Origin of the sequence: Absiella sp. AM09-50 (assembly GCF_003433845.1) — a bacterium.
Classification (GTDB): domain Bacteria; phylum Bacillota_I; class Bacilli_A; order Erysipelotrichales; family Erysipelotrichaceae; genus Hoskinsella; species Hoskinsella hominis.
On the sequence record NZ_QVFI01000002.1, the window covers coordinates 159,561 to 184,888 of the forward strand.

General features: G+C 35.6%; 21 protein-coding genes. 4 read left to right on the forward strand and 17 right to left on the reverse strand.

Annotated elements, in window-relative coordinates:
- Positions 1 to 18: 18 nt before the first annotated feature.
- A complete protein-coding gene (locus tag DW114_RS03255) occupies positions 19 to 351 on the reverse strand; it encodes a DUF6054 family protein (protein WP_117452361.1) in 333 nt (110 codons plus the stop codon).
- A gap of 8 nt (positions 352 to 359) precedes the next feature.
- Positions 360 to 1,025 carry an MgtC/SapB family protein gene (locus DW114_RS03260; protein WP_117452362.1) on the reverse strand — a complete coding sequence of 222 codons (666 nt, stop codon included), beginning with the start codon at positions 1,023 to 1,025 and terminating at the stop codon, positions 360 to 362.
- Between the two features lie 112 nt (positions 1,026 to 1,137).
- Here DW114_RS03260 and DW114_RS03265 point away from each other — a divergent pair, with 112 nt between their 5' ends.
- Positions 1,138 to 1,746, forward strand: a complete 609-nt coding sequence (locus tag DW114_RS03265) for an SMI1/KNR4 family protein (RefSeq protein WP_117452363.1) — start codon at positions 1,138 to 1,140, stop codon at positions 1,744 to 1,746.
- Between the two features lie 53 nt (positions 1,747 to 1,799).
- Here the strand turns inward: DW114_RS03265 and DW114_RS03270 are convergent, their stop codons facing one another.
- The gene (locus tag DW114_RS03270; RefSeq protein ID WP_117452364.1) at positions 1,800 to 3,164 is read right to left on the reverse strand and encodes a PLP-dependent aminotransferase family protein; all 1,365 of its coding nucleotides are present in this window, start codon (positions 3,162 to 3,164) and stop codon (positions 1,800 to 1,802) included.
- A 116-nt stretch (positions 3,165 to 3,280) separates the two neighbouring features.
- Here DW114_RS03270 and DW114_RS03275 point away from each other — a divergent pair, with 116 nt between their 5' ends.
- Together DW114_RS03275 and DW114_RS03280 are read left to right on the forward strand one after the other, a co-directional pair.
- Positions 3,281 to 3,802: an ECF transporter S component gene (locus tag DW114_RS03275; RefSeq protein ID WP_117452365.1), complete on the forward strand. Its 522-nt coding sequence runs from the start codon at positions 3,281 to 3,283 to the stop codon at positions 3,800 to 3,802.
- 129 nt (positions 3,803 to 3,931) lie between these two features.
- Positions 3,932 to 4,597, forward strand: coding sequence for a phosphatase PAP2 family protein (locus DW114_RS03280; RefSeq protein ID WP_117452366.1), 666 nt, complete (start codon positions 3,932 to 3,934; stop codon positions 4,595 to 4,597).
- Positions 4,598 to 4,894: 297 nt separating this feature from the next.
- Here DW114_RS03280 and ilvD read toward each other — a convergent pair whose 3' ends face one another.
- The 5 genes from ilvD to ilvA all read right to left on the reverse strand — a co-directional run bounded on the left by ilvD (position 4,895) and on the right by ilvA (position 11,021).
- The gene (gene ilvD / locus DW114_RS03285) at positions 4,895 to 6,559 is read right to left on the reverse strand and encodes a dihydroxy-acid dehydratase (protein WP_117452367.1); all 1,665 of its coding nucleotides are present in this window, start codon (positions 6,557 to 6,559) and stop codon (positions 4,895 to 4,897) included.
- 12 nt (positions 6,560 to 6,571) lie between these two features.
- Complete coding sequence (gene ilvC, locus DW114_RS03290; RefSeq protein ID WP_117452368.1) at positions 6,572 to 7,567, reverse strand: ketol-acid reductoisomerase; 996 nt, start codon at positions 7,565 to 7,567, stop codon at positions 6,572 to 6,574.
- Between the two features lie 61 nt (positions 7,568 to 7,628).
- On the reverse strand, positions 7,629 to 8,120 hold the full coding sequence (gene ilvN, locus DW114_RS03295) for an acetolactate synthase small subunit (protein ID WP_117452369.1): 492 nt from the start codon (positions 8,118 to 8,120) through the stop codon (positions 7,629 to 7,631).
- Positions 8,121 to 8,134: 14 nt separating this feature from the next.
- A complete protein-coding gene (gene ilvB / locus DW114_RS03300) occupies positions 8,135 to 9,805 on the reverse strand; it encodes a biosynthetic-type acetolactate synthase large subunit (RefSeq protein WP_117452370.1) in 1,671 nt (556 codons plus the stop codon).
- Between the two features lie 13 nt (positions 9,806 to 9,818).
- Positions 9,819 to 11,021, reverse strand: a complete 1,203-nt coding sequence (gene ilvA / locus DW114_RS03305) for a threonine ammonia-lyase (RefSeq protein ID WP_117452371.1) — start codon at positions 11,019 to 11,021, stop codon at positions 9,819 to 9,821.
- Positions 11,022 to 11,434: 413 nt separating this feature from the next.
- Here ilvA and DW114_RS03310 point away from each other — a divergent pair, with 413 nt between their 5' ends.
- A complete protein-coding gene (locus tag DW114_RS03310; protein ID WP_117452372.1) occupies positions 11,435 to 12,739 on the forward strand; it encodes an ATP-binding protein in 1,305 nt (434 codons plus the stop codon).
- A 45-nt stretch (positions 12,740 to 12,784) separates the two neighbouring features.
- On the opposite strand, the gene DW114_RS03315 is transcribed toward DW114_RS03310, so the two are convergent.
- The 9 genes from DW114_RS03315 to DW114_RS03350 all read right to left on the reverse strand — a co-directional run bounded on the left by DW114_RS03315 (position 12,785) and on the right by DW114_RS03350 (position 25,318).
- A complete protein-coding gene (locus tag DW114_RS03315) occupies positions 12,785 to 14,905 on the reverse strand; it encodes a hypothetical protein (RefSeq protein WP_117452373.1) in 2,121 nt (706 codons plus the stop codon).
- A gap of 127 nt (positions 14,906 to 15,032) precedes the next feature.
- Positions 15,033 to 16,958 (reverse strand): FAD-dependent oxidoreductase, encoded by a 1,926-nt coding sequence (locus DW114_RS03320; protein WP_117452374.1) that lies wholly within the window; start codon positions 16,956 to 16,958, stop codon positions 15,033 to 15,035.
- 12 nt (positions 16,959 to 16,970) lie between these two features.
- Positions 16,971 to 18,902, reverse strand: coding sequence for an FAD-dependent oxidoreductase (locus DW114_RS03325; RefSeq protein ID WP_117452375.1), 1,932 nt, complete (start codon positions 18,900 to 18,902; stop codon positions 16,971 to 16,973).
- Between the two features lie 78 nt (positions 18,903 to 18,980).
- Positions 18,981 to 20,156 carry an AraC family transcriptional regulator gene (locus DW114_RS03330; RefSeq protein WP_117452376.1) on the reverse strand — a complete coding sequence of 392 codons (1,176 nt, stop codon included), beginning with the start codon at positions 20,154 to 20,156 and terminating at the stop codon, positions 18,981 to 18,983.
- 89 nt (positions 20,157 to 20,245) lie between these two features.
- Positions 20,246 to 20,377 (reverse strand): hypothetical protein, encoded by a 132-nt coding sequence (locus DW114_RS21950; protein WP_255411888.1) that lies wholly within the window; start codon positions 20,375 to 20,377, stop codon positions 20,246 to 20,248.
- A gap of 27 nt (positions 20,378 to 20,404) precedes the next feature.
- Positions 20,405 to 20,929: a GNAT family N-acetyltransferase gene (locus DW114_RS03335; RefSeq protein ID WP_117452377.1), complete on the reverse strand. Its 525-nt coding sequence runs from the start codon at positions 20,927 to 20,929 to the stop codon at positions 20,405 to 20,407.
- On the reverse strand, positions 20,926 to 21,747 hold the full coding sequence (locus DW114_RS03340) for a TIGR02452 family protein (RefSeq protein ID WP_117452378.1): 822 nt from the start codon (positions 21,745 to 21,747) through the stop codon (positions 20,926 to 20,928). The genes DW114_RS03335 and DW114_RS03340 overlap by 4 nt, the downstream gene beginning before the upstream one ends.
- 3 nt (positions 21,748 to 21,750) lie before the next feature.
- Complete coding sequence (locus tag DW114_RS03345) at positions 21,751 to 23,034, reverse strand: ABC transporter substrate-binding protein (RefSeq protein ID WP_158552159.1); 1,284 nt, start codon at positions 23,032 to 23,034, stop codon at positions 21,751 to 21,753.
- A 4-nt stretch (positions 23,035 to 23,038) separates the two neighbouring features.
- Positions 23,039 to 25,318: an EAL domain-containing protein gene (locus tag DW114_RS03350; protein WP_117452380.1), complete on the reverse strand. Its 2,280-nt coding sequence runs from the start codon at positions 25,316 to 25,318 to the stop codon at positions 23,039 to 23,041.
- Positions 25,319 to 25,328 lie beyond the last annotated feature (10 nt).

Genomic DNA, 25,328 nt, shown 5'->3' on the forward strand with positions numbered 1-25,328 from the left:
AATTCGCATCCTTCTATTTCATTCATGATATCCCTGTTTTCGTAACAAACGTTCAAAATCAGCCAGAAAATCCTGTTCACTTCCCCACGAGATTTTTAATATCCCTCCACCGCCACCAGCAGAAATAGCTTCTATCCATATCGTATCTTCCTGTTTATAAAGATGTATAGATAATGTTACATAATTATCTGCACGATAGTAATATTTTTCATATACTGCAAAATAATGTGCATCCTCTGTAAAAAATGCATCTGCTTTTTCCATTGATTTTCCTAATTTCAGAACTTCTTCATCTAAAAGCATTACTTCATCTTTCAGATTTCCAATTTTCTTCATCCTTAATTTTGCCATCTGTCCTCCTATATATTGACTTCTTCAATATAATCACAATGCTGAAACAGCTTCAGCATTTCTGTCGCATGATAATTTTCTGGTAAGGATACCACCATTTCTACCATGTAAAATTCATTATGTTTTTTGATTTCAATATTTAAAATTTCTATGTGCATGCTTTCTAATTGTTTTTGCAAATCCTGTACAGCATTCTTATCCTTTTTCAACAGAAAACTAATTTCATCTTTATACGTTTCTTTCAATAAACGCCCATGTAAGATGATCTGAATAACCACAATCAAAACGGTGGTCACAATACCAAGAAGATACAAGCCGCTTCCAATAGACATACCTATGGCACTGGTTGCCCAGATTCCTGCTGCAGTGGTTAATCCGGATATGGTATTCTTACGCATAAAAATCATGCCTGCGCCAAGAAATCCTACACCGGTAACGATTTGTGCGGCAATACGGGAAGGATCTAAAGCAATCCCCTGTTCCCCTAAGATATCCGCAAAGCCATACTTACTGACAATCATGATCAAAGAAGCGCCAAGCGCCACAATCATATGGGTACGAATACCTGCTTCCTTATTACGATTTTTACGTTCATAGCCAATGATTCCACCACAAATACCTGCAATGATGATACGACATAGCAATTCTACCTGTGTCCATAAAAACTGATTCATAACACCACTTCCTTTATACTCCCATTATACGCTTATTCCTATCATTCGGCGCATTTTATGATTGCTTTTTAAAACAAAAAATCTTACCATAGAATAGAAAGAAGGTATCTTTATGACAAGTGAAATCATAAATGAACAATTACAAAGAATCAAAGAAAAAATACCATTAATTCAGAAATATTACCATCATAACATCTTTGAACCGCCATTATCTGAAGTAGAAGTCCTCGCATATGAAAAAGCACATCATATCAGACTGCCAGAAGATTATCGAAAGTTTATCACAACAATTGCAAGTGCCGGAGAAAAACCGTTTTATGGATTATATGATATCATCAAGCCAAAACCTGAATATGAAATGAATTCTATTCCTGAAAAACCATTTCCTTATACGATAGATGCGCCTCTTCTCATTTACCAGATCGATGATGATACATATGAAATGTTGATGGAAGAAGAGAACGATGAAATATGCAGAGGTTATCTGGTTTTATGTCAGGAAGGTTGTGGCATGACGAATATTTTGGTTGTGAACAGTGGAGATGAAACAACTTATGGTACGATGTGGTTTTTTGATTTATCGAATGATTTTGGCATTGCACCTATTTTCAAGCCAGGTACGAAAGAACCCATGCATTTTTTAGACTGGATCGAATATTGGATAGATTTCACATTACAGGCAGACGATGATGATGATTTTGGTTTTATAGAACTTACTTAAATTTGTAAAAGCGTATGCTCATCACTTGCATACGCTTCTTTGTTTTATGACATTTATATTCGTTTATCCACCTGTTTCCATATGGATACAATGGTTTGCACAGCCTCTTCCATTTCTTCTTCATGAATACCTGCAAACGATAATACTAAATCTTTCTGGGCGTTCATATTACATAAGATTTGCTGCTTTTTACACGCCTCAATCAAAGCTTTTCCATCGATAGAAAAAGGAAAGCGCAGAATGAGCTGTAAACCAGCTTCCTCCAGATATACGTCTACATCGGGTAAATATCTATGTAATAATTCCATCATATAATGACATTTATATTCATAACGTTTTTTTAAGCGTTTGACATGGCGTTCTAAATGACCGTCACTAATATATCTGGCAAGTGCCAATTGTTCGATTTTGGAAGCACTGGGACCATAATGATCTTTTTCATATACCTCAAGCATTTCCTGATTCATGACAAGATAACTGATACGCAAAGCCGGCAGCAGCAATTTGGAAAAAGAGCCAATATAAAGCACATGTTTTCCCATATCATATCCTTGCATACACGGCGTAGGACGTGAATGATATCGAAGTTCTCCATTATGGTCATCCTCAATGATCAATGCATGATATGCTTTGGCCCATGCAAGCAGTTCTTTACGCTTTTTACTTTGTAAAGGCTGATGATCACTTCCCATACTTCCTGCATTGATATATAATACGTTGATATGTTTTTCTATCAATTCTTCAATCGATACACCCTCTGGATGCATATCCAGTTTTATCACAGGATAGCCATAATCAGAAAATACCTGTTCTGCCTGTAGAAAGCCGCTTTCTTCCATACCGATGATCGGCTCTTTTAAATATCCGCAAAGGATATATAACAACGATTGAAAACTGGCACCGATCAACATACGTTCTGGTGTAGAAAATACCCCACGCATGGAATAAGCATATCTGCCTAGGGCAAGTCGCAGTGCATATTCTCCCTGAGCGTCACCATATGTAGTGATATCCTGTTCCATATCTAAAACTTCTTTTAAATACTTTTTCCATAAAGACATGTCAAAAGCGTCTTTATCCATCGTCTGTGATCGAAAGTCATAGCGTACCTTTTGTGTATTCACCTCATAAGGCCTCTCTACCAGCTGTTTTCTAAGCATACGATGTTCTTCATCAACATCAACAAAATAGCCTTTCTGAGGGATAGAAACGATATATCCTTCCATCAACAGCTGTTCATAAGCACGCTCTACACTTGTCTTACTGATTTTTAACTGTTTCTCACATTTACGTATACTTGGCAGCTGATCATTCTTTTTTAAATAACCAGCCAGCATATCATCACGAAGCTTTTCATACAATTGAAGATAAATAGGTCTGCCATTTTGTTTTTCAAAGTTGATTGTATTAATTTTCATATCATCACCACTTCTATTATAACAAACTGTACTCTAAATTAATATATATTCTGTACATTTTTATGATGACAGATTTCTGATAGAATAGTGAGCAAGCAGAAAGGGGCTTGAGAAAAATGAAAAAGAAAACTTTAACTACACAGGAAATCGTATTATATGCACTTGGCATGGCAGTTGTCTTTGTGGCTACGATGTATATCAAAATTCCAAATGCCTTGAATGGCTATTTTAACTTGGGAGATGGCTTTATCTTACTATTTGCCAGCATCGTTGATCCATTAGGTGGCTTTTTGATAGGAGGTTTGGGCAGTGCTTTGGCAGATGTTGCTGGAGGATATGCTTATTACTTCTTTCCTACCCTGATCATCAAAGGATTAGAGGGGGTTGTGGTATCTTATCTGCTTCGCAAATTTGGTGAAAAAGCAAAATGGGGTGCCTATGGCTTAGGATGTGTCATTATGGTTGTTGGATACTTCCTTGCGAAATGGTATCTAAAAGGAAGTATGGCCATCGCTTTAACTGGGATTCCGGAAAATATTTTCCAATCTGGTGTCGGCTATGTGATTGCGATTGTAGCATTACCAGTTGTGAAACGCTGTTTACATCAGAAAAAGCTGAATGTACAGGCCGTTAAGTAAAAAAATCTACATATACAAATAACAGCATTCGCTTAGATTGGATGCTGTTGTTTCATTTTTGTAAGGAAAAAAACGTTGTTTTTTGATAAGAATACTTCTATAATAAAATACATGTGAAAGGGGGATAACATGTTTTGTAAATTAAAACCGTGGATCAAAGAACATCCACACTGTTATCTACTGGGATATTGGATTTTTTATTTATTATATTTTGAATTGTTAGAGCATTTGATAACACCGCGCTATATCTTACACAGTGCTGTGGATGATATGATTCCTTTTAATGAATACTTTGTCATTCCATATGTGATGTGGTTTCCATTATTGGTGCTTCCACTAGCCTATTTTTTATTTCATTCCAAAAAAGATTTTCAGGATTTATGCTTTTTCATGTTTACCGGCATGACCTTTTGTTTAATTGTCTATACCATTTTACCAAACGGTTTACAATTACGTGTACCAATTGTTCATGACAATCTATGTGCAAAACTGGTCGCTTTCCTTCAAAGTATGGATTCTCCAACCAATGTATGTCCATCTATCCATGTATCCAGTACTGTAGCGATTTGGATTGTGGTATTCAGATATCAGTATTTTAAACATCCTTTCTTGATCAAAGGAACAACCGGTATCGTTTCTATCCTGATTATTCTTGCGACTATGTTCATCAAACAGCACAGTATCATTGATGTGGTGTTAGGAATTATATTATCTCTGATACTTTATGTTGTGACATATCACATGAACTGGCGCAAACTATTTGATCATACGCTATTAAAAAACGCAGTCAATTAAGACCGCGTTTTTTTAATAGCGTATAGGTACTAGTAAATTAAAATGAGATTGTATCCGTAATTGTGGCAAAATACATAAGAAAAACAACACCAGCAAGAGTATCATTCTCCCTTAAATACACGTTTAATCATATCTATACGGGCGCTTCATCACAAAAAAATTTCAGAGCGTCTATTTCCATCTTTGTAAGACTGCCATACATTGGTCCAGGACTTAATTATATTTCACCATTTGTGCGTGCATTTACATTCTGTATAATAAAAAAGCAAAGACTAATTTCATCTTTCTTTTCCTACATTATTTTAATACAGCACCTTCATCAGCACTGGCAACCATACGGGAATAACGATATAACCATCCCTCTTTGATCTTTGGTTCTGGTTTTACCCATGCATCCATTCTAGCTTGATATTCTGCTTCATCAATCAAAAGATTGATTTTACCTTCGTTGATATCAATCGCAATCTGATCGCCTTCTTTGATGATGGCGATTGGTCCATGACTTGCGGCTTCAGGAGATACATGTCCGATAGCTGCCCCTCTGGTAGCACCAGAGAATCGTCCATCTGTGATCAATGCAACATCTTTATCCAGTTTCATACCGGCAAGTGCACTGGTAGGATTTAACATTTCACGCATACCAGGTCCACCTTTTGGTCCTTCATAACGAATAACAACAACATCGCCTTTTACGATCTTACCAGCATAGATAGCTGCGATTGCATCTTCTTCACTGTCAAAGACACGTGCTGGTCCTGTATGCACCATCATCTTAGGATCTACAGCACTACGTTTGACAACACAGCCTTTTGGCGCAATATTGCCATATAGTACCGCAATACCACCAGTTGCACTGTTTGGATGTTCAATATTCTTAATGATATTGGTATCCATATTCACTGCATTTGCGATATTTTCTTTTACAGTTTTACCAGTTACAGTCATTAAGTCCACATCAATCAGATTTTTCTTAGACAGTTCTTTCATGACAGCCTGTACACCACCTGCATTATACAGATCTACGATATGATCTGGTCCTGCTGGTGCTAAACGGCATAAGTTTGGCGTTGCCTGAGAAACTTCATTGATCAAGTCCAAATCAACATTCACATGTGCTTCCTTTGCAATCGCTAGTAAGTGTAATACGGTATTAGAAGAACATCCCAGTGCCATATCACATGCAAGTCCATTACGCAATGCTTTTTCATTGACGATATCTCTTGGTTTGATATCTTTATTTACCATATCCATGACTGCCATACCAGCCTTCTTCGCTAATTGTGTACGTGCAGAGTATACTGCTGGAATCGTACCATTTCCTGGCAATGCAATTCCCAGTACCTCGCATAAACAGTTCATAGAATTTGCGGTAAACATACCAGAACATGATCCACATCCTGGGCATGCGTTTTGTTCGATGTGTGTTAATTCTGCCTGATCGATCAAGCCGGCTTTTTTAGCACCAACAGCTTCAAACATCGTGGAAAGACTCATTGGTTTGCCACGATCATTTCCTGGAAGCATAGCACCACCACTCATAACAACCGCTGGTACATTGACACGAAGTGCACCCATTAACATACCAGGAACGATTTTATCACAGTTTGGTACCAACACAAGTCCATCAAAGCCATGTGCTCGTGCCATTGTTTCTACACTATCGGCAATCAATTCACGACTTGCCAAAGAATACTTCATACCAATATGTCCCATAGCGATACCATCACAAACGCCAATGCTAGGTACCATGATTGGTGTACCACCAGCCATACGGATACCTGCTTTTACTGCTTCTGTGATTTTATCAAGATGGGCGTGTCCTGGAACGATTTCTGAGTAGGCACTCACAACACCAATCAAAGGACGTTCTAATTCTTCTTCCGTTAAACCTAACGCATAGAATAAGGAGCGCTGCGGTGCGCAGGCATCTCCTTTTATAACTGAATCACTTGGTCTACCCATAGTTTCACTTCCTTATTTTTTCAGCCAGCTCATCATCTTACGCAACTGAGCACCAACTTTTTCACTCTGGTGTTCTGCATGTACTCTACGCATTGCCAAGAAGTGTGCACGACCTGCAGATTTGTTTTCTGTAATCCAGTTTCCAGCAAATGTTCCATCCTGGATTTCTGATAATACTTTCTTCATTTCTTTTCTTGTATCTTCTGTAATCAGACGTTTACCTGTTACATAATCACCATATTCAGCTGTATCAGAGATAGAATAACGCATCATTGCGAATCCACCACTGTTGATCAAATCAACGATCAGCTTCATTTCATGGATACATTCAAAGTATGCCATTTCAGGAGCATAACCAGCTTCTACAAGTGTATCAAAACCAGCCTGCATTAATTCACAGACACCACCACATAATACTGCCTGTTCACCGAATAAGTCAGTTTCTGTTTCTTCTTTGAATGTTGTTTCAATGATACCTGCACGACCTGCACCAATACCACATGCATAAGCTAATGCATAATCACGTGCTTTACCACTTTCATCCTGGTGAATAGCAATTAATGAAGGAACACCACGGCCTTCTAAGTATTGAGAACGTACTGTGTGTCCTGGCCCCTTAGGTGCACACATCACAACATCAACACCTTTTGGCGCAACGATCTGGTTGAAGTGAATAGCGAAACCATGAGCGAACATCAATACATTTCCTTCTTCCAGGTTTGGTTCAATATCTGCCTTGAAGATATCTGGCTGGTTCTGATCTGGTGTTAAGATCATTACAAAATCACCAGCTTTTGCGGCTTCTGCAGTATCCATAACAGTTAATCCAGCTTCTTCAGCTTTTGCACGACTTGCACTGCCTGGACGTAAACCAACAACAACATTGACACCACTGTCTTTTAAGTTCTGTGCATGGGCATGACCCTGACTTCCATAACCGATAATTGCGACAGTTTTTCCTTTCAATAAATCTAAATTGCAATCTGAATCATAATACATTTTAACCATTTTCTTTTCCTCCTGTTATTTATCTTTCTTTTTTATTTATTTTATTGAAACACGTGTGTGTTTAATAAACGGTTTCTTGGCTAAGTGCAAGTGCTGCACCGCCGGTTCTGCATACTTCTTTGATATGATATTCACGAAGTTCTTCAACGAAGAAATTAATTGTTGCCGGTGTTGCGGTAACCTCAATAATACAACAATCATCTTCTATAATCTGTTTGCGTCCACCAAAGTCTTCTAATACACCATCTAATGCTTCTAACTGTTCTTTGCCAGGTGCAAGCTTGATTAATGCAACTTCACGAATGAACTGCTGTTCATCCGGTATCAGTGAAACTATTTTCACATCTTCCAGTTTATCTAACTGTAAACGAATCTGGTTGATGATATTCTCATCACCATGTGTCGCAATCGTTACTCTTGAATAACCTGGATTTTCTGTTTCTCCTACGGCCAGAGAGTCAATGTTAAATCCTCGCTGACTAAACAAATTCGTAATTCTTGTAAGTACCCCGAAATGGTTTTCAACCAATAGGGACAATATTACATTATTCATTCTATCCTTCCCTTCTAATTTCCATACAGGATGATGTCTTTTCCACTCTTTCCAGGCGGAATGATTGGATATACACAATCATCTTTATCAATCATGCAGTCAACGATGCATGGTACTTTACTTTTGATTGCTTCTTTCATAACGTTTTCAATTTCATAACGATTATGAATTCTAAATCCTTTAGCGCCAAATGCCTCTGCCAGTTTTACATAGTCTGTCTTACGATCAATGCTTGTATTTGAATAGCGGTGTTCATAAAACAATGTCTGCCATTGTCGAACCATACCAAGAACTGTATTATTGAAAATCAATACCACAATAGGAATGTTTTCACTAACTGCGACCGCCATTTCATTCATGTTCATATGGAAACTTCCATCCCCTGTTACAAGAACAACTGGACGATTTGGATTGGCAACTTTTGTACCAATAGCAGCACCCATGCCAAATCCCATTGTACCAAGTCCACAAGATGAAATAAAGCTTCTAGGTCTTGAGAACTGATAATATTGTGCCATGATCATCTGGTGCTGACCAACATCGGTAACGATGATGGCATCTTCTCCAACAATCTTATGCAGGGTTGTTGCCAAATCTCTAGGATCTACACCATCGCCTTCTTTTGGTGTTGGAAGTCCCACTTTGGTTTTAAAATCTTTTAACGTATCGGTCCATTCTTTATGTTTGGTTTCCGGCATACGCTGAATCATTTTCTTTAAGATATATCTTGCATCACCAACAATGGAAATATCGGTTGCAACATTTTTTGAAATTTCTGATGCATCAATATCGAAATGAATAATTTTTGCATTCTTTCCAAATTCTTCACGATTGCCTGCTACACGATCTGAAAATCTGGCTCCGATAGCAATAATCAAATCGGTATTTAATGTTGCATAATTACTAACCGGTGTACCATGCATTCCAATCATACCTAGATATAAATCATAATCAAATGGTACAGAAGATAAGCCCATCATAGAACAGCTGATTGGTATATCCATATGCTTTGAGAATTTCAATAATTCTTTTGTTGCATTAGAACTTAACACCCCACCACCGGCATAAATCATTGGACGTTTTGCTTTCATGATTTCTTCCAGTGCCTGTTCAAAGATTTCATCATCTACCTTTGGCAGTTTACGAATGCGATAACGTGGCAGTTTTACATATTCTGTCACTGCTGCAGTCACATCTTTTGGAATATCAATCAATACTGGACCTTTTCTTCCAGAATTCGCAATGACAAATGCTTTTCTTACGATTGCTGCTAAATCATCTACATGTTGAACAATAAAATTATGTTTGGTGATCGGCATCGTAATACCAGCGATATTTACTTCCTGGAAAGAATCCCTTCCTAACAAGTCATTACTTACATTTCCGGTAATTGCAATTAATGGAATAGAATCCATATAAGCTGTCGCAATTCCTGTTACCAGATTCGTTGCTCCCGGTCCTGATGTCGCAAGACATACCCCGGTTTTCCCTGTTGATCTAGCATATCCATCTGCTGCATGTGCAGCTCCTTGTTCATGGCTGCTAACGATATGACGGATATCCTCACTTCTTTCATATAATGCGTCATAGATATTTAATACAGAACCACCCGGATAACCAAAGATGGTATCTACTCCCTGATCAATCAATGCCTGTATCAAAATCTGCGATCCATTCATTTTCATAACATTTCCTCCTTTACTCCATGGTAATATCGTATCCCTTTTTTCTTAATGATTTAATCAAACTTTCTCCATGTTCTTTACTTCTTACTTCTACTGCCAGATGTAATATGGTTTCATTCAGATTTAGATCTGCCTGAATTCGGTCATATTGGATTTGTATAATATTTGCATTTGCTACTGTAATCAAATGCGTCAAATGCTCTAAAGCACCTGGAACATCTAACATCAACACCTTGAATTTCATATTTCTTCCACGTGTCACAAGACCTTTTTCAACGACTTTATGAATGAAGCTTACATCGATATTCCCTCCGGATAATACGCATACAACACGTTTTCCTTTACAATCGATTTTACCATTCAATACTGCCGCAAGACTTGCTGCACCAGATGGCTCCACAACCTGTTTTTCTCTTTCTAATAGTAGCAGAATCGTAGAAGCGATATCATTGTCATTCACGGTAACCATATCATCTACATTCTGATTGATAAGATCCACTGTTAATTTACCAGGCTGGTTGACTGCGATACCATCAGCAATCGTATTCACATGATCCGTGGTCGTATACGCTTTTTTATGGAAAGACTGTACAATAGCACTAGCACCTTCCGCCTGTACACCAATCACTTTAATTCTTGGATTGATATGCTTAGCATAATAACTGATGCCGGCAAGTAATCCACCACCACCTGCTGGAACAACGATCATATCAACATTTGGTAAATCATGACAGATTTCATAAGCAATGGTTCCCTGTCCTGCGATAACATCTTCATCATCAAAGGGATGAATAAATGTTGCGTTCTTTTCTTTTTGAAGCTTTAATGCTTCCTGATAACATTCATCATAACAATCACCAGCAAGTACCACATCTGCGCCATAACCCTGGGTAGCGCTTACTTTCGCTATGGGTGTACTCTTTGGCATAACGATTGTCGCATGCATTCCTAACAGGCTGCTTGCATAACTGACTCCTTGTGCATGATTACCAGCACTGCTTGCAATGACTTCGGTTGTTTTTCCTTCCTCTTTCAATTTGGCTAATTTGTTAAAGGCTCCACGGACCTTAAATGATCCTGTCTTTTGTCTGTTCTCACATTTTAGATATAAATCGCATCCACTCATTTGCGAAAAGGTACGAGAACTTGTGACCTTTACATTATGGATATTGCCCATGAGGCGCTGTGCAGCCTGCTCGATATCTTTACAATCCATATATTTCCTCCTCTATGACCTGACTCAACTCTTATAAAAAAGCAGCCCTCCGAATAGATAGCTGCTTTTCTTTCTTTACTCACATCCTTGTGCCTAAACAAAAATGATCTGTTGTGAAGAACCTAACGAATGAGGTTATCGGAAAGAAAAACAGATTGACGTAGGACTATGAGAATAATAATGACGATTAAACTATAGAATACTTGCATCTGGTTCACCTTCCTTCACGTTGTTGATGTGTATAAGGATAAAACTTTTTCAGTAATTTGTCAATGCTTTTTACAATTATTTTCATAATAATTGTAAATTTTGTTACATTGCGTTTGTAAATTGTATCAAAATATGAAACAATGCTTTTCAAATGTCTTTTCAACCGTTATAATGATGGTAATTGTAAAAGGGAGGAATTATTTATGTATAAGGAATGTGCGAAACTTATTTTATATCGCAATTTAGGAAAAGACAGTATCCTATATCAATTATCTGAAATATTTCGGGATTTTGATACGGAAGCCGATAGTGAAACTCATTTGATTGAACGAATCTATGAACAGATCAAAGCTCTACTTGATTTATCTACCATGTATGGATTTGATGATAACTTATGGCACAATTATCTGACATTCATATTATTGATGAATGAAAACAGTTTTACATTAGTAAGTGAAAAACAGGGGGCAATGGATGGCAGTGTCAATCAGTTCGCATTAAATGATTGTAAAGTGTTTAAAGCATTATTTGATTTTGACTTCTCAGAAATTGAAGCATCTTTAGATATCAACTGTTTCAGTATCATCAGCAATTATCATGCCGTTACCAAAAAAGAACGCATGTATAATAAAAATGTAAGTGTTATGGTACGTTCGATATCTAAAGCTATTGAACAGGCAAAAGATGAAAATGAAATCTTTCAAATCATCACAGATTTCTATCAACAATATGGAGTTGGTATGTTTGGCTTGAATAAAGCCTTCCGTATCCGTCCAAATGATGAAGGCGTAGAATTCCTTCCCATCAATAATATGGAAAGTGTGTATCTTAATGATCTTGTCGGCTATGAGCTACAAAAAGAAATGCTGGTAGAAAACACAAAGGCTTTTGTGAACGGGAAACCGGCAAACAACGTCTTATTATATGGAGATGCCGGCACTGGTAAATCCACCAGTATCAAAGCTATCGTCAATGAATTTTATGAAGATGGCTTACGTATGATTGAAATCTATAAACATCAATTTAAGGATCTATCCAATATCATTGCGCAAATCAAAAACCGTAATTATCGTTTCATTATCTATATGGATGATCTCTCCTTTGAGGAATTTGAGATTGAATATAAGTTCTTGAAAGCTGTCATAGAAGGTGGCGTTGAAACAAAACCAGATAATGTATTGATTTACGCAACCAGCAATCGACGTCATCTTGTAAAAGAAACATGGAATGATCGTGATGATATGAGTGATGATGGTTTACATCATTCTGATACAATGCAGGAAAAGCTAAGCCTTGTGGCACGTTTTGGTTTAAGTATCTGTTATGAAAAACCTAATCAGAAGAATTATTTCCATATCGTATGCGAACTTGCGAAAAAACATCCAGAGCTGAAAATGAGTGAAGAGGAATTATGCGCTGAAGCAAGAAAATGGGAATTAAGTCATGGTGGTACCAGTGGTCGTGCTGCACAGCAGTTGATCAATTATCTTTTAGGAAAAGTTGAATAAATGAAAGAAATCACAGGAACAAATTTTATAGTCCTGTGATTTTTTTTAGAAAGGAATCCCACCTTTTTCGAAATATTCGATTACAATTTCATTTAATATCTTATGAACATCCCTAAAATTTATATTATCATTTGAGTAAATCTCTTTTATAATCATCTCTTTCTCTTTCCTTGTTAATAAAGTTTTATTTGTTGCATATGAAAAAGCTTCTGTATATTTCAAGAAATACAAAATCATCGATTTCTTTAAATCTACATCTTGCAAGATTATATCGTAAATCACTTTATTAGATAAATCATTTTTATATCTTTGAATTTTATTGCTATCACTGTATAAAGATATAATTCCTATGGGTTTATCTCTTTCTTGCATAAATGTATTAATTGAGCTTAATACTCTAAACATATCAAGAATAGGTTTTTCCTCTAAACGATCTATATCTTCAATTATCAGCATCACTTTATTCATCGTTAACGCTTTTTTTATTCCTTTTAAATAATAAGATTGGTGAATTTTACTGGAATTTTTTACATGTATTATTGCATAAGGCAATAAATAAAAAGTTCCTAACAAAGCTAATAAAACACTAGAAATACCAATGCATATGTCAAATAAATGAAACGTATATTGATTAAATCCTATCATCAAACCTCCTTTAATAAAATCGAAAATTCCTTTCGTGTTTTTGATAACGAATAAATCAGAAACTTTTATTTGAAAATGAAAGCCAATTAAAAATGAATTTATCATATCCTCTATTATATTAAATAAATTAAAATATAATGTTACCAAAGCCACAAATATACCTATGAAAAAGATAATAATTGTCTTATCATCTTTCACAGGTTTTGTTTTCGTGTTTTTCATTAATTTTGTATAGATTAAGTAAATAAAATCTTCATCATAATTATCTTCCCAAGGTGAAATCACAATTGGTCTATATCCATTATTTGTTATAAGAGAATGATCTAAAACACTTTTACCGTACCCCATCTTATCATCATGTAAAAGCCATTTTCTATTATCACACAAATTTTGCTTAAAAAATTTTTTACCTTCGTCCATAATATCTTTATTATAATAGTATGCATTATTTAACATAGATGATAGATGTGTTACATAATCTTTAATATTGATTTTCTTATTTAGCTTTTTTTCTCTTAACACAAATTTAAAAATATTTCTATATTTTTCTATATAAGGCTCACTTAAAATCAATTCATTACTTTTGTTATCTATATTAAAATAAAGATTGATGATATATTTTTTATTTTTTGTATATTTCGAACTTTTTGGAGCTTTTGTAAATATTTTTATTTTAATAGTTTTAAAATAGTACCTCTTATTAATAGCATAATAGATATAATTTCCTGTTATATCTTTATTTCCTTTATCAGGATGTAAAAGATATTGATGGTTTAGTATATAAATTTCTGCATTATCTTCAATTATAGAACTGATATCTATTTTGAATATCCTCATATTTTCTATTCTTTCATGATATTCTAAAAAAATAGGTTTATTTATTATATCTATAAAATCAAGATTAAAATAATTAACATCTATATCCTCATACCGCTTATTTAGATTGTCAATTAAAAAGAACTCAAAAGCTGCAAAAACGAATAATATTATTAAATATATATTATCGTAAACATTAAAAAGATCAAATAAAAAAAGTACTAAATTGAATAAAACAATAAAAAGCCAATAGGGAGTTTTTTTAATTAGACATATTAAATTCGTTTGTGTAATTTTAAATAACAGATCATTTGATAATGTCTGTATTATGGATTTGAAAATAAAAAACAAAGGTATAAAGAAAAAAAACGATAAAATGCTATAAACAAAACCTAAGACTTTTATATTTTCATACACTATAAAGAAAAGATATATTATTAAGCAAGATATATGAATGACAATACTATTAAAAAACATTTTAATAGTATGTATTGTTTTAGCAGTCATTATTGAGTAGATGTGTATAGTGAGCATCATTAATCCTATTCCTAGAAACAAAAGGAAGATACTTGAAAATGTCAATACATATATATTCATATTTTTATTGAATATATAAAATAAACTAGGAATCAAAGAGATTATTAAAGGACTAAGACAAATCATCACTCTCTTATTAATTTCATTTTTTATTAAGCTTATGTACATATGAATTCCCCCTAGATTATCAAAAAACTTATCTGAATTAATTATACCAAATTTTCTCTATAAAATGTTTACCAAAAAGAGAAAAAAGAGCACCAAATACAATTTCATCTGGTACTCTTCTCTTATTTTATAATTTCATCGCCGCAAGTGCACCATCACGTACTGCTTCTAATGCCTGTGCAACTTCCTTACTATCTCCGATATTATATACTTCTTTATGATCTTTTAATTCTTCATACAATGTGCTATCTGATTTAGAACCTGTCGCATAAACGATATGTGTAAAAGTCTTTTTGATCAACTCGTTATTTTGTTCAAGTGTGACAGTATTGCCTTCTACTTTACATAGACGTGTATTCGTCATCATGTTGATACCGGATGCATACAGACGTTTCATCATACCGATACGATCATTGATCACCATACCTTTGGCAATTTCATCTTCCATTTCGATCATGGTAATCGCAAGTGGTCCTCTAGCTTGATGACATAAATGTTCACTGACTTCACATCCAACCATGCCTCCACCGACAACTAAGACATTTCCACCAGGAATGACAACATTGTTTTCAATGATATTCCATGCAGTGATTGCGGTTTCTTTATCTACACCTGGAATTGGTGGAATGCTTTCTTTCGCACCTGTAGCACAGATGATTGCATCATATTCATCAGCCATTGCTTTTGTAAATGGTGTCTGTAGATGAATGTTGACACCTAAACGCTGACATTCATTTTTCAAATAGATTACCCATTTGCTAATGGATTGTTTATGTGGTGGGATGCATGCTAAACATAATTGTCCACCTAAGTGATCACTGCTTTCATATAGTGTGACATCATGTCCTCGAAGTGCTGCCCAGCGAGCTGCCGCAAGACCGCCAATTCCTCCTCCAGCAATTGCCACATGTTTCTTTGTGGTACAAGGAATAATTTGCATCTCTTTTTCTCTGCCTACAGATGGATTGATGACACAGGTCGCATGACGACGTTTTGTCTGTTCACCAACACAGCCTAATACACATCCTGTACAAGGTGCGATTTCTTCGTATTTGCCTTCTTTTGCTTTGTTTACAAAGTTTTCATCAGCCAATAAACTTCTACCTAATACAACACCATCCAAATGATCCTGATCTACAATCTTCATTGCCATCATTGGATCTGTGATTTTTCCTACAACAATCACAGGAATGGAAGCGACCTGTTTGATAGCTTTTGCCTGTGCAACATTGACACCTTCGATTTCTCCATGACTTGGAATAATTTTATTTGGTGATTCATATTGGGTACCACCACTAATTTCTAAGGCATCTACACCATGGGCTTCTAATAATGGTACTAATTGACAAATATCCGATACATGATTGCCACCATCTAATTTTTCATCCCCACTGATTCTTAAAATGATTGGGAAATCTTTACCACAGCGTTCTTTGATTGCATCCATCACCTCTAGCAATAATCTGGCACGATTTTCTAAACTGCCACCATACTGGTCACATCGTTTATTACGAAGTGGTGATAAGAAGCTGCCTAGCAGCATATAGGCATGGGCACAATGTAATTCAATACCATCAAAGCCCGCAAGTTTTGCGTTATAGCTAGCCTGCGCATATAGCTCAATGATATGAGGGATTTCTTCTAGTGTTACAGCTCTTGTTTTCTGCGCCATTGAATTTAAATACACACTGCTGGCAAGAGGTGGAATACCCATAAAGGCACTGATGCTTTCTGGTCCTGGATGCGTGATCTGAGGAATAATTTTTGCGCCTGCTTCATGTATCTTATCTGTAAATGCTTTATAGTGCTCAATGGATGCTTCACTTCTAAAACATAAGGTATTGCCTAAATAAGGAAAGTTTGGATCTACACTTAATGCATCTAATATGATACAGCCAACACCACCTCTTGCTCGTGCAAGCCAATATTCCTGCATAATATCATTGACTGTGCCCTCTTGACTTTCATATCCTAAAGACATTGGCGCCATAAAAGTGGCATTGCGTAATTTCATAGAACCAATTGTGAGTTCTTCAAATAATTTTGATTTCATATTTCCTCCTAATTATAATGCTCTAGCAACTTCGTGTGCTTCTTTGATTGCATGTAATGCTCTTCTGGCTTGTTTTGCATCTCCAATTATATGATAAGGAATGGATAGTTCTTCACATGCCTTGCTCAGGGTTTCATGATTTCTTGCCTTTGAACCTACTGCCATAATCACACTGTCACATAGTACCTTTTCTTCTTTGTCATCTTTTTCAATCATGACACCATCTGGTAATATTTCTGTGACTTTTGCATTCACGATAGAATTGATTTGATTCATGTATAGGGATTCCATGACACATATTTTACGAAGGGAGCCTAAATCTTTTGCGACTTCATCTAACATTTCTATAATGGTTACATTTTCACATCCATGTGCTTTTAGATATTCCGCAGTTTCTACACCAACAAGACCACCACCAATGACAACACAATGTCCATTTGTTTCTGTCATGCCATTTAGTACATCATGTGACTGGTATACCTGTTTTCCATCTGCACCAGGAATTGGTAAGCTGATTGGTTCAGCGCCAATCGCAATAATTACTTCATCTGGTTTTATTTCCTTTATCAATTCATCGCTCACTTTCTGATTCATATGAATTTCTACGCCCAGACGCTTTGCTTTTTCTCCATAAGATAATGCTGCTTCTTTCATTTCATTTTTTCTTGGTGCTTTGCCTGCGGTTAAAAACTGTCCGCCTAAATGATTGCCTGCTTCATAGACAACTGGTTCATGTCCTCTTTCTTTTAGGATACATGCGGCTTCAAGACCTGCCACACCGCCTCCTGCAATCAATACTTTCTTTTTGTGTTGTACAGGGTGTAATATATCTTGTGCTTCTTTACCTAAATATGGATTTCTTAAACAAGTAATAAATGGCATGGTTGGATCTGTGAATCCATCATAACATCCCTGATCACAACCGATACAATAGGTAATTTCATCAATTTTTCCAGCTTTTGCTTTGTTACAGAAGTTTGCATCCGCGAGTTGTGCACGTCCCATTACAATCATATCTGCTTTATCTTCTTCCAGGATAGATTCTGCTAATTGTGGTGTATTGATACGACCAACAGCAATTGTCAGCATGCCGGTTTCTTTACGGATACGTGCAGCATTGTCTACATTAAAACCGTTTGGAATATCAATAGGTGGTACTTCATATTTCAATCCTGCCGTGATCATATTTCCACGGGATACATCTAATACATCTACACCTGCTTCTTTGGCAAGTTTACAGAAAGCAATGATATCTTCAATACTTAAGCCTTCCTTGAAATAATCGTCCTGCGCATCGATACGCATAAGTAATGGCATATCTTCTGGCATATGCGCACGAATGGCACGAATACATTCTAATGGGAAACGTGCTCTATTTTCAAAGCTTCCTCCATATTCATCTTCACGATGATTTAAGCCAGGGGATAACATGGAGTGTGGCAAATAGTTATGCGCACAATGAAATTCGATACAATCATATCCTGCTTCCACAGCACGTCTTGCACCCTGTCCAAAGCATTCTACGACTTCATGCAGTGTTTCTATTGTGACTGCAGGTATTGTATAACCATGTACATTCATATCACTGGCTACTAATATCTGGGCTTTAGGATCCATACCTGCAGCAATACTTCCCTGCCATAACTGAACACCGCATTTTCCACCTGCTTCATGAATCGCATCACAAAAGCGCTTATGAGAAGCAATGTAGCTGTCTTGATGAATACCTAAAAACTTACGTGGGGCACTTGGTGTATGCACGCTACAAACTTCACTAAGATTTAGCCCACATCCTCCTTTGACTCTTGCGACCTGATAGTCAATGATCTGCTGCGTCACATTTCCATCCTCCGCAGCCATTTTGGTTCCCATGGCAGGAAATACAACACGATTGTTTAAATGCATTCCCTTGATATCAATGGGTGTAAATAGTTTTTCAAACATAGAAAAAACCTCCTTATTGTTACTTCTATTATAGCGCTTACAATCAGAGGCTTCTTATCATATAGTATTGTGAAATTCTCATTTTTGTAGATTTCGATAGGCACTGGGCGTACAGCCAACAGCTTTTTGAAAAGCTCGCTGAAATGTCATCATACTCTCAAATCCACAATCTAAGGCGATATGGGTAATCTGCATATCCGTAGCTTTTAGTAATGCTTTCGCAAAGTGGATACGGATACGTTGTAATTCCTGATAAAAACTTGTGTCATAGCTTTCCTTCAACAATTGTGATATGGCATGTGGAGTGGTATCTAAAGCAACTGCTAAAGATTCTATTGTGACAGCTTGGAAAAAATGCAGGTATAAATACTGTTCAATTTTCAAAAATAAATCCTGATGCTCATAGATATGCAATTCATCCATGATATGTTCTTTTCGATATTGTAAGGGATGCATACCAGTATAGCTTTCAAATACACGATAGAATGTAGCTGTACTGTCAAAATTCATTAAATCTGAAATATAAGATATTGATAATTCTTCAAAATGCAGTAAAGCACAGGCGTTGATTACCTTGCCATACTGGGTCAGTTCTTTTAATGTATATCCACAGCGTTCTTTGATCATTTGATTTACATAATGGGGATTGCGATTGATTTTATCTGCGATATCCTGTAGTGATACATCACTTGCCGGTGCACACAGAATATGTTGAATGGCTTTCCAGATTTCATCATGTGTTTGTTTATTTTTTGATGATAAGGCATAGCGGCAAAACAGCATATGGATTTCCATGGTTAGATATAAAATCAGATTCTTAGCGCCAAATTGTTTTTCCTGCTGTTCCTTACAAAGTCGCATAATACATTTTTTGATATATGGCTCCTCACATTTCATATATGGTCTTGTTTCATATACCAACTGTGCATTTTTGCCACGTTCATGCTTCTCCCAGATCATATGCATAAACACCCCGATATAAAAACGGATGATCACGACTTCTACGGATGAAATAATGGATGCTTCATATAGATGATAAGGATACATACATAAAAATGTATCTTTTTCTAATGGAAAGTGTTCCCCATTGATACAGATATCCCCTTTTCCATTCAATACATACCAAAGTTCTGCCTGTATATGTCGATGTAAGGGAATATCTTTTTTGATCATGGTATGTATGACCTGAATTTCTTTTTCTTTATATTGATCATAATAATCAATGCCTGTAAACCAATCCTTTTGTTGTTTCATATGCTTTTTCCTTTTTTCTTATTATACTATATTTTTCATCACCGGCAAAAGAAAACGTGGCATATTCGCCACGCATTTTCTAATACCGGTTAGTTGCCGCCTGGACCATCCTTACGTTCTCTGGTATCAGGATAATATTTCAGGTTGTTATTGGTCCATTGGTTATTGCCAGCTGTTTTCTTGTTGTCCTGCTCATATGCAGGTTTTTTCGTTTCTTTCATTTTCATCACCCATCTTATTATGGATGTTTACCCTGAAACGTATTCTTCTTTTAAAATACTATAAATCATATCATCATACACAATTCCCTGATATCCTTTTAAACATCTGCGGATGACACCTTCTTTTTGAAATCCCAAAGCTTCTACCAAATGCATAGAAGCCGTATTTTCACATAATACCCTTACAGATATCACATCCATTTCATCATCATAAAAGATATGATGTATCAATGCTGTCATTGCCTCTTTCATATATCCCTGATGTGCATATGCTTCTTCTAAGTAACAGGATAAACTACATGCTTTCGCGCCATATCGAAGACTATCACGTTCCACAAAAATTGCCCCAATAACTTTTTGTGAATTGACCATTTCTAACATATACACTGGTTCATCTTTATCCATCAACATGGTGTGAATTTGTTTTTTATTCATTTCTTTTAAACCATTATAACGTAATACATAAGGCGTGTTTTGTATTTCATAAATTGCATCAACATCCTCATCACATGGCTTTCTGATAGATAAGCGTTTTGTTTTTAATATATTCATGCTGCTTGCCCAAAAACAGATGTAAATGCCTGAATATTGTTTTGCGTTTTACTTTTATCATATACCGCAAACAAGATTTCATGAAAACCTGATTTCATATCTTCATCTATTAATAATTCTTTCCATATCTGCGCAATTCGTTTGGGATCATTGCGAAATACCCCACAACCAAATGCACCTAAGATGATATGTGTATTTCCCATTTCATGAAACAACATCAAAATCTTTCGCATTCTGGTTTTCATCATCCGATAACATGCTTCTTCATCTTCCCCTCGTGACAATGCAACGCCAAGATTTACTGCAGGACTGGTAATGATATCCGCTAACTTTGGTTCTGGTAAATACGCATATTGTTCATCACGGATATAGACAACATCCGGGGAATAAATCATGGTATCACTGTAACATTTTGTCTTAATGGATTGATGATAGTCATAAAATTCTTTTTGAAAACGAAGCTGTGTTACATACAGATTACTGCCAAAACATAAACTTTCCTCCTGTGCTAGTGAACCATTTAAAAATCCACCACCAGGATGATAGGCACTGGCGAAATTCAATACACCGTATTTTTGATTTGTTCTAGTAATTGCCTGAATGATATCAATGTTTTCAATTGTAATCTTTCCAGCAAGTGGTTTTGTTAAAGGGAACTGTAACTGTTCACTTTGTGATACAGATATTAATCTGCATACATCCAGACTATGGGCATGCTTTTCTTTCAAGTCAATTTTTTGTTCATGATATAAATAATACCCCTGCCTGAAACAGTCTAATGTCTGTTGGGCAATCGTACTTAATTCATTTCTTTTCATAGGTTATTCCTTTTCTGTTTTGATAGCATCCTGTTGTATTTGATCATATTCTTTACACACGTCTTTTGAAGATTTTCCTTCCAGCATTTCTCTTCCCAGATTTCGTATGACTTCCCATTCACCAAATGGCAAACTGGTATCTTCCATCGGGATCGTGATGCCATGATAAATATCATGAATTGCATCTTTTCTTTCATTTCCCATATAAGAGAAATCCATTTGATCTGTTTCAACTGGTGGCAAAGCTTTTAATTCTTTGGCAATCTGCATCATATTATCTTCTTTTAAAATATAACTTAATGCTTCTTTTGCATATTCAATTTGTTTACTTGAAGGATTGATGGCAAACTTTCTGGCACTTGTCACAACAAATCCTCCTCCATCAGCCAACACATTGGCGCTCGTCATTTCATAATGGAAAGTAATATCACTCATATCATAGTTGGAGGATGCCGCAATACAAACGCCATGCCCGGCTTTAAAATCAGCTAAAGATTCATCAGGTGTTTTTTCCAACGCATACTTTTTATCCATATATCCTTTATCTATAAACAGTTCCAGTAAATCAAATCCATCTTTCATATAAGTACTGATAGGTGTTTTCCCATCTTTTAAATCATTTAAGAGCTGATCTTTTTTATCGGAAGTATACACTTGTGATAATCCACTTACCATGGCAGGTACGGTTAATCCATAACCTTTATTTCCAACGTATGGAGTAATGCCATTTTTCTTTAATGTTTCAAATACAGACAACATTTCTTTTTGATTTTTTGGGACACTTAGTCCATATTGATTTAACACATCCACATTCCAATACATTCCATATGCTGCATAAACTAGTGGAACGGCGAATATTTTATCATTGTACGTTGCCGTATTCAAAGCCGTTTTGGTTAAGTTATCAATGCCTTCCAGATCACTTAGATCTGTGAATAATCCAGCATCTCCCAGCTTTTTGATATCTTCATCCAGCACAACATATAAATCAATATCATTGTCTTGTTTTAACTGGGTATCCAAGTAGGAACGATAGTCTTCTTTTTCTCCATCTTTGGAATAATAGCTAGCTGTACGTTCGATAATATGGATTTTAGAATCATCTTTCGCTAACAGTGCATCATTCCATACTTTACTGTTTAATACGTCTATTTCAAACATCGTCAATGTTACTTCTTTTTGTGTATCGTATTCTTTTTTTAGTCCCTGTTTTTCACTATTACATCCACCAAGCAATAACGCACCTATACAGAGCATACTAAGCAAACCACGCTTTTTGTTCAACATAAAACTACTCCTTTCCATATGATTCTTCATCACTGATATGAATTTGTGGATGTTTTAACAACTCTTTAAACTGTTCTTCTGGAATTGGTTTTGATACTACATATCCCTGAATGATGTCACAATTCATCTTCTGAAGAATTTTAAACTGTTCAATTGTTTCAATGCCTTCTGATACGGTAGAAAGCTTTAATTTATTCGCCATGTCAATGACAGAGGAAATGACGGTTTTCTCTTTTGGATCATCTAGATTATCGGAACGGAAGAATGCTTTATCCAGTTTGATTGTATCTACATTTACATCAATCAACATATTCAATGAAGAATAGCCACTGCCAAAATCATCCAGCGAACACATGAAGCCAGCATCATGAATTTTATTTACCGCATCTGTCACAATCTTCATATTTTCTGTGAACATGGATTCTGTTAATTCTATTTCTAACAGTCCTGTTGGTATTTTATACTTTTCCTGTAGTTCTTGATATGGCCGGATAAAGTCAGCATCATTTAAATGAACACGTGAAAGATTTACGGAAATCGGTACAGGGGTAATACCTGTATCCATCCAGTTTCTTAAATATTGACATACTTTTTCAAAAACATATAAATCTAATTTAATGATGAAGCCGTCTTTTTCAAATACCGGGATAAATTCATTTGGTGGAATCAGTGAACCATCTTTTGCCCGCCAGCGTACAAGTGCTTCCCCACCATCAATACGGGATTCTTTTAGATTCGCCTTTGGCTGAATAAATACTTCAAATTCATGATTAGCCAAAGATTCCTCCATACGATTCTCCAAATCTTTTTCTCTATGCATACGAATACGCTCCAAATCAGAGAAAAACATGCATTTATATAAGAACGTTCCTTTCGCACCTTTTTCATTACGACGGGCTGTATTTGCCCGATCCTGAATCAGATAGATGGACATTTGTGGGTTATCAATAATATATACACCTGCGCTTAATACCAGATAATATTTTTCTTCCAATCCCTCATTGAAAGCATTAATGCTATGGGAAATCTGATCCATTTTATTTAATATTTCCTGATCACTCTGCGTTTTCACAAGCAATAAGAATTTATCCGCAAAACTTCGACACATCAATTCATCAGGTAACAGCTGTTGTTCAATATTCTTATATACATGCTTTAACATCTTATTTCCACGACTTGTGCCAAAAGTTTCATTGATATATTTAAAATGCTGGATATCAATTATGATCATGGAATAATAATTACTCGGATGTGCTTTAATTTTTATTTCTGCTTCATTATAAAAACGTGTGGTATTGTATCCCTTTGTCACAGGATCCATATATGCGATGTTAAACAGTCTGTGATTATTGGTATAATAATTATAAAATAAGGCAGACCAGATTATCAGCATCAAAATGAAAATAATAATAGTATTGCGTAACGATTCATCAAAGATTGTATGGAAAGTATCAGATATCGCAGCTGTACGATCAATTACTAGCACTGCATATAAATTTCCCAGTTTCATCGGTGTATAAGAAGCCAGTTTTTCTACATTGTTTTTAAACTTTATCTCCACCACTACGCTTTGATTATCAGAAAGTGCCTTTTTTAAATCTGTAATATCACTTTCTTCCAATTCGGTTTGTTCATTTAAGGAATAATACATATTGTTAGAATTGATTATGACACCTTCTTGTTTAGACTTGATCACAAAAGTACCATCACGTTCCATCACATGTAAAAACATATCTTCATTATTATATGACTCACATAATTTTGCAGTTCCTTTTGAAAAATCCGTAATCGCAATAATGGCCCCGTTGACTTCTCCTTTTTTATCCATCATTGGATATACATACACCAGTCCTTCATCAACAGTAAAGGTATTGTTGTAGATATGTGGCTGTTTATCTTTTTTTAATGTATCAAAAAGTTCTTTGGTGGATATCTTTTGATGAAAATCCGTATAGAATTTTCCTTCATCATTGACAGCAGTGACCATGATAAAATCATTTTGTTGTACACTGGATAATATCTTTTCATTCATTTGATCAATTTGATAAGTTTGTGCTACATGGGCCAACACATCCAGATCATTTTCCATTTGTAAATCTAACAGCTCTACTACACGTTGATTCATATCCTGTAAGTGTTTTGTAGCGTCCATAAAAATCTCATGGTTTGTATTTTTCAGGTATGTATAGCTTAAACCCATTGTAATACATATCACGATTACCAATGCACCAATAAATGTCCATATTTGCTTTTTGAACGCAAACTGCTTTTGATTATTATTCATACTGTCACAT

Coding starts and splice junctions, on each gene's coding strand:
- DW114_RS03255 (WP_117452361.1), bottom strand. CDS start 351: ATGGCAAAATTAAGGATGAAGAAAATTGGAAATCTGAAAGATGAAGTA.
- DW114_RS03260 (WP_117452362.1), bottom strand. CDS start 1,025: ATGAATCAGTTTTTATGGACACAGGTAGAATTGCTATGTCGTATCATC.
- DW114_RS03265 (WP_117452363.1), top strand. CDS start 1,138: ATGACAAGTGAAATCATAAATGAACAATTACAAAGAATCAAAGAAAAA.
- DW114_RS03270 (WP_117452364.1), bottom strand. CDS start 3,164: ATGAAAATTAATACAATCAACTTTGAAAAACAAAATGGCAGACCTATT.
- DW114_RS03275 (WP_117452365.1), top strand. CDS start 3,281: ATGAAAAAGAAAACTTTAACTACACAGGAAATCGTATTATATGCACTT.
- DW114_RS03280 (WP_117452366.1), top strand. CDS start 3,932: ATGTTTTGTAAATTAAAACCGTGGATCAAAGAACATCCACACTGTTAT.
- ilvD (WP_117452367.1), bottom strand. CDS start 6,559: ATGGGTAGACCAAGTGATTCAGTTATAAAAGGAGATGCCTGCGCACCG.
- ilvC (WP_117452368.1), bottom strand. CDS start 7,567: ATGGTTAAAATGTATTATGATTCAGATTGCAATTTAGATTTATTGAAA.
- ilvN (WP_117452369.1), bottom strand. CDS start 8,120: ATGAATAATGTAATATTGTCCCTATTGGTTGAAAACCATTTCGGGGTA.
- ilvB (WP_117452370.1), bottom strand. CDS start 9,805: ATGAAAATGAATGGATCGCAGATTTTGATACAGGCATTGATTGATCAG.
- ilvA (WP_117452371.1), bottom strand. CDS start 11,021: ATGGATTGTAAAGATATCGAGCAGGCTGCACAGCGCCTCATGGGCAAT.
- DW114_RS03310 (WP_117452372.1), top strand. CDS start 11,435: ATGTATAAGGAATGTGCGAAACTTATTTTATATCGCAATTTAGGAAAA.
- DW114_RS03315 (WP_117452373.1), bottom strand. CDS start 14,905: ATGTACATAAGCTTAATAAAAAATGAAATTAATAAGAGAGTGATGATT.
- DW114_RS03320 (WP_117452374.1), bottom strand. CDS start 16,958: ATGAAATCAAAATTATTTGAAGAACTCACAATTGGTTCTATGAAATTA.
- DW114_RS03325 (WP_117452375.1), bottom strand. CDS start 18,902: ATGTTTGAAAAACTATTTACACCCATTGATATCAAGGGAATGCATTTA.
- DW114_RS03330 (WP_117452376.1), bottom strand. CDS start 20,156: ATGAAACAACAAAAGGATTGGTTTACAGGCATTGATTATTATGATCAA.
- DW114_RS21950 (WP_255411888.1), bottom strand. CDS start 20,377: ATGAAAGAAACGAAAAAACCTGCATATGAGCAGGACAACAAGAAAACA.
- DW114_RS03335 (WP_117452377.1), bottom strand. CDS start 20,929: ATGAATATATTAAAAACAAAACGCTTATCTATCAGAAAGCCATGTGAT.
- DW114_RS03340 (WP_117452378.1), bottom strand. CDS start 21,747: ATGAAAAGAAATGAATTAAGTACGATTGCCCAACAGACATTAGACTGT.
- DW114_RS03345 (WP_158552159.1), bottom strand. CDS start 23,034: ATGTTGAACAAAAAGCGTGGTTTGCTTAGTATGCTCTGTATAGGTGCG.
- DW114_RS03350 (WP_117452380.1), bottom strand. CDS start 25,318: ATGAATAATAATCAAAAGCAGTTTGCGTTCAAAAAGCAAATATGGACA.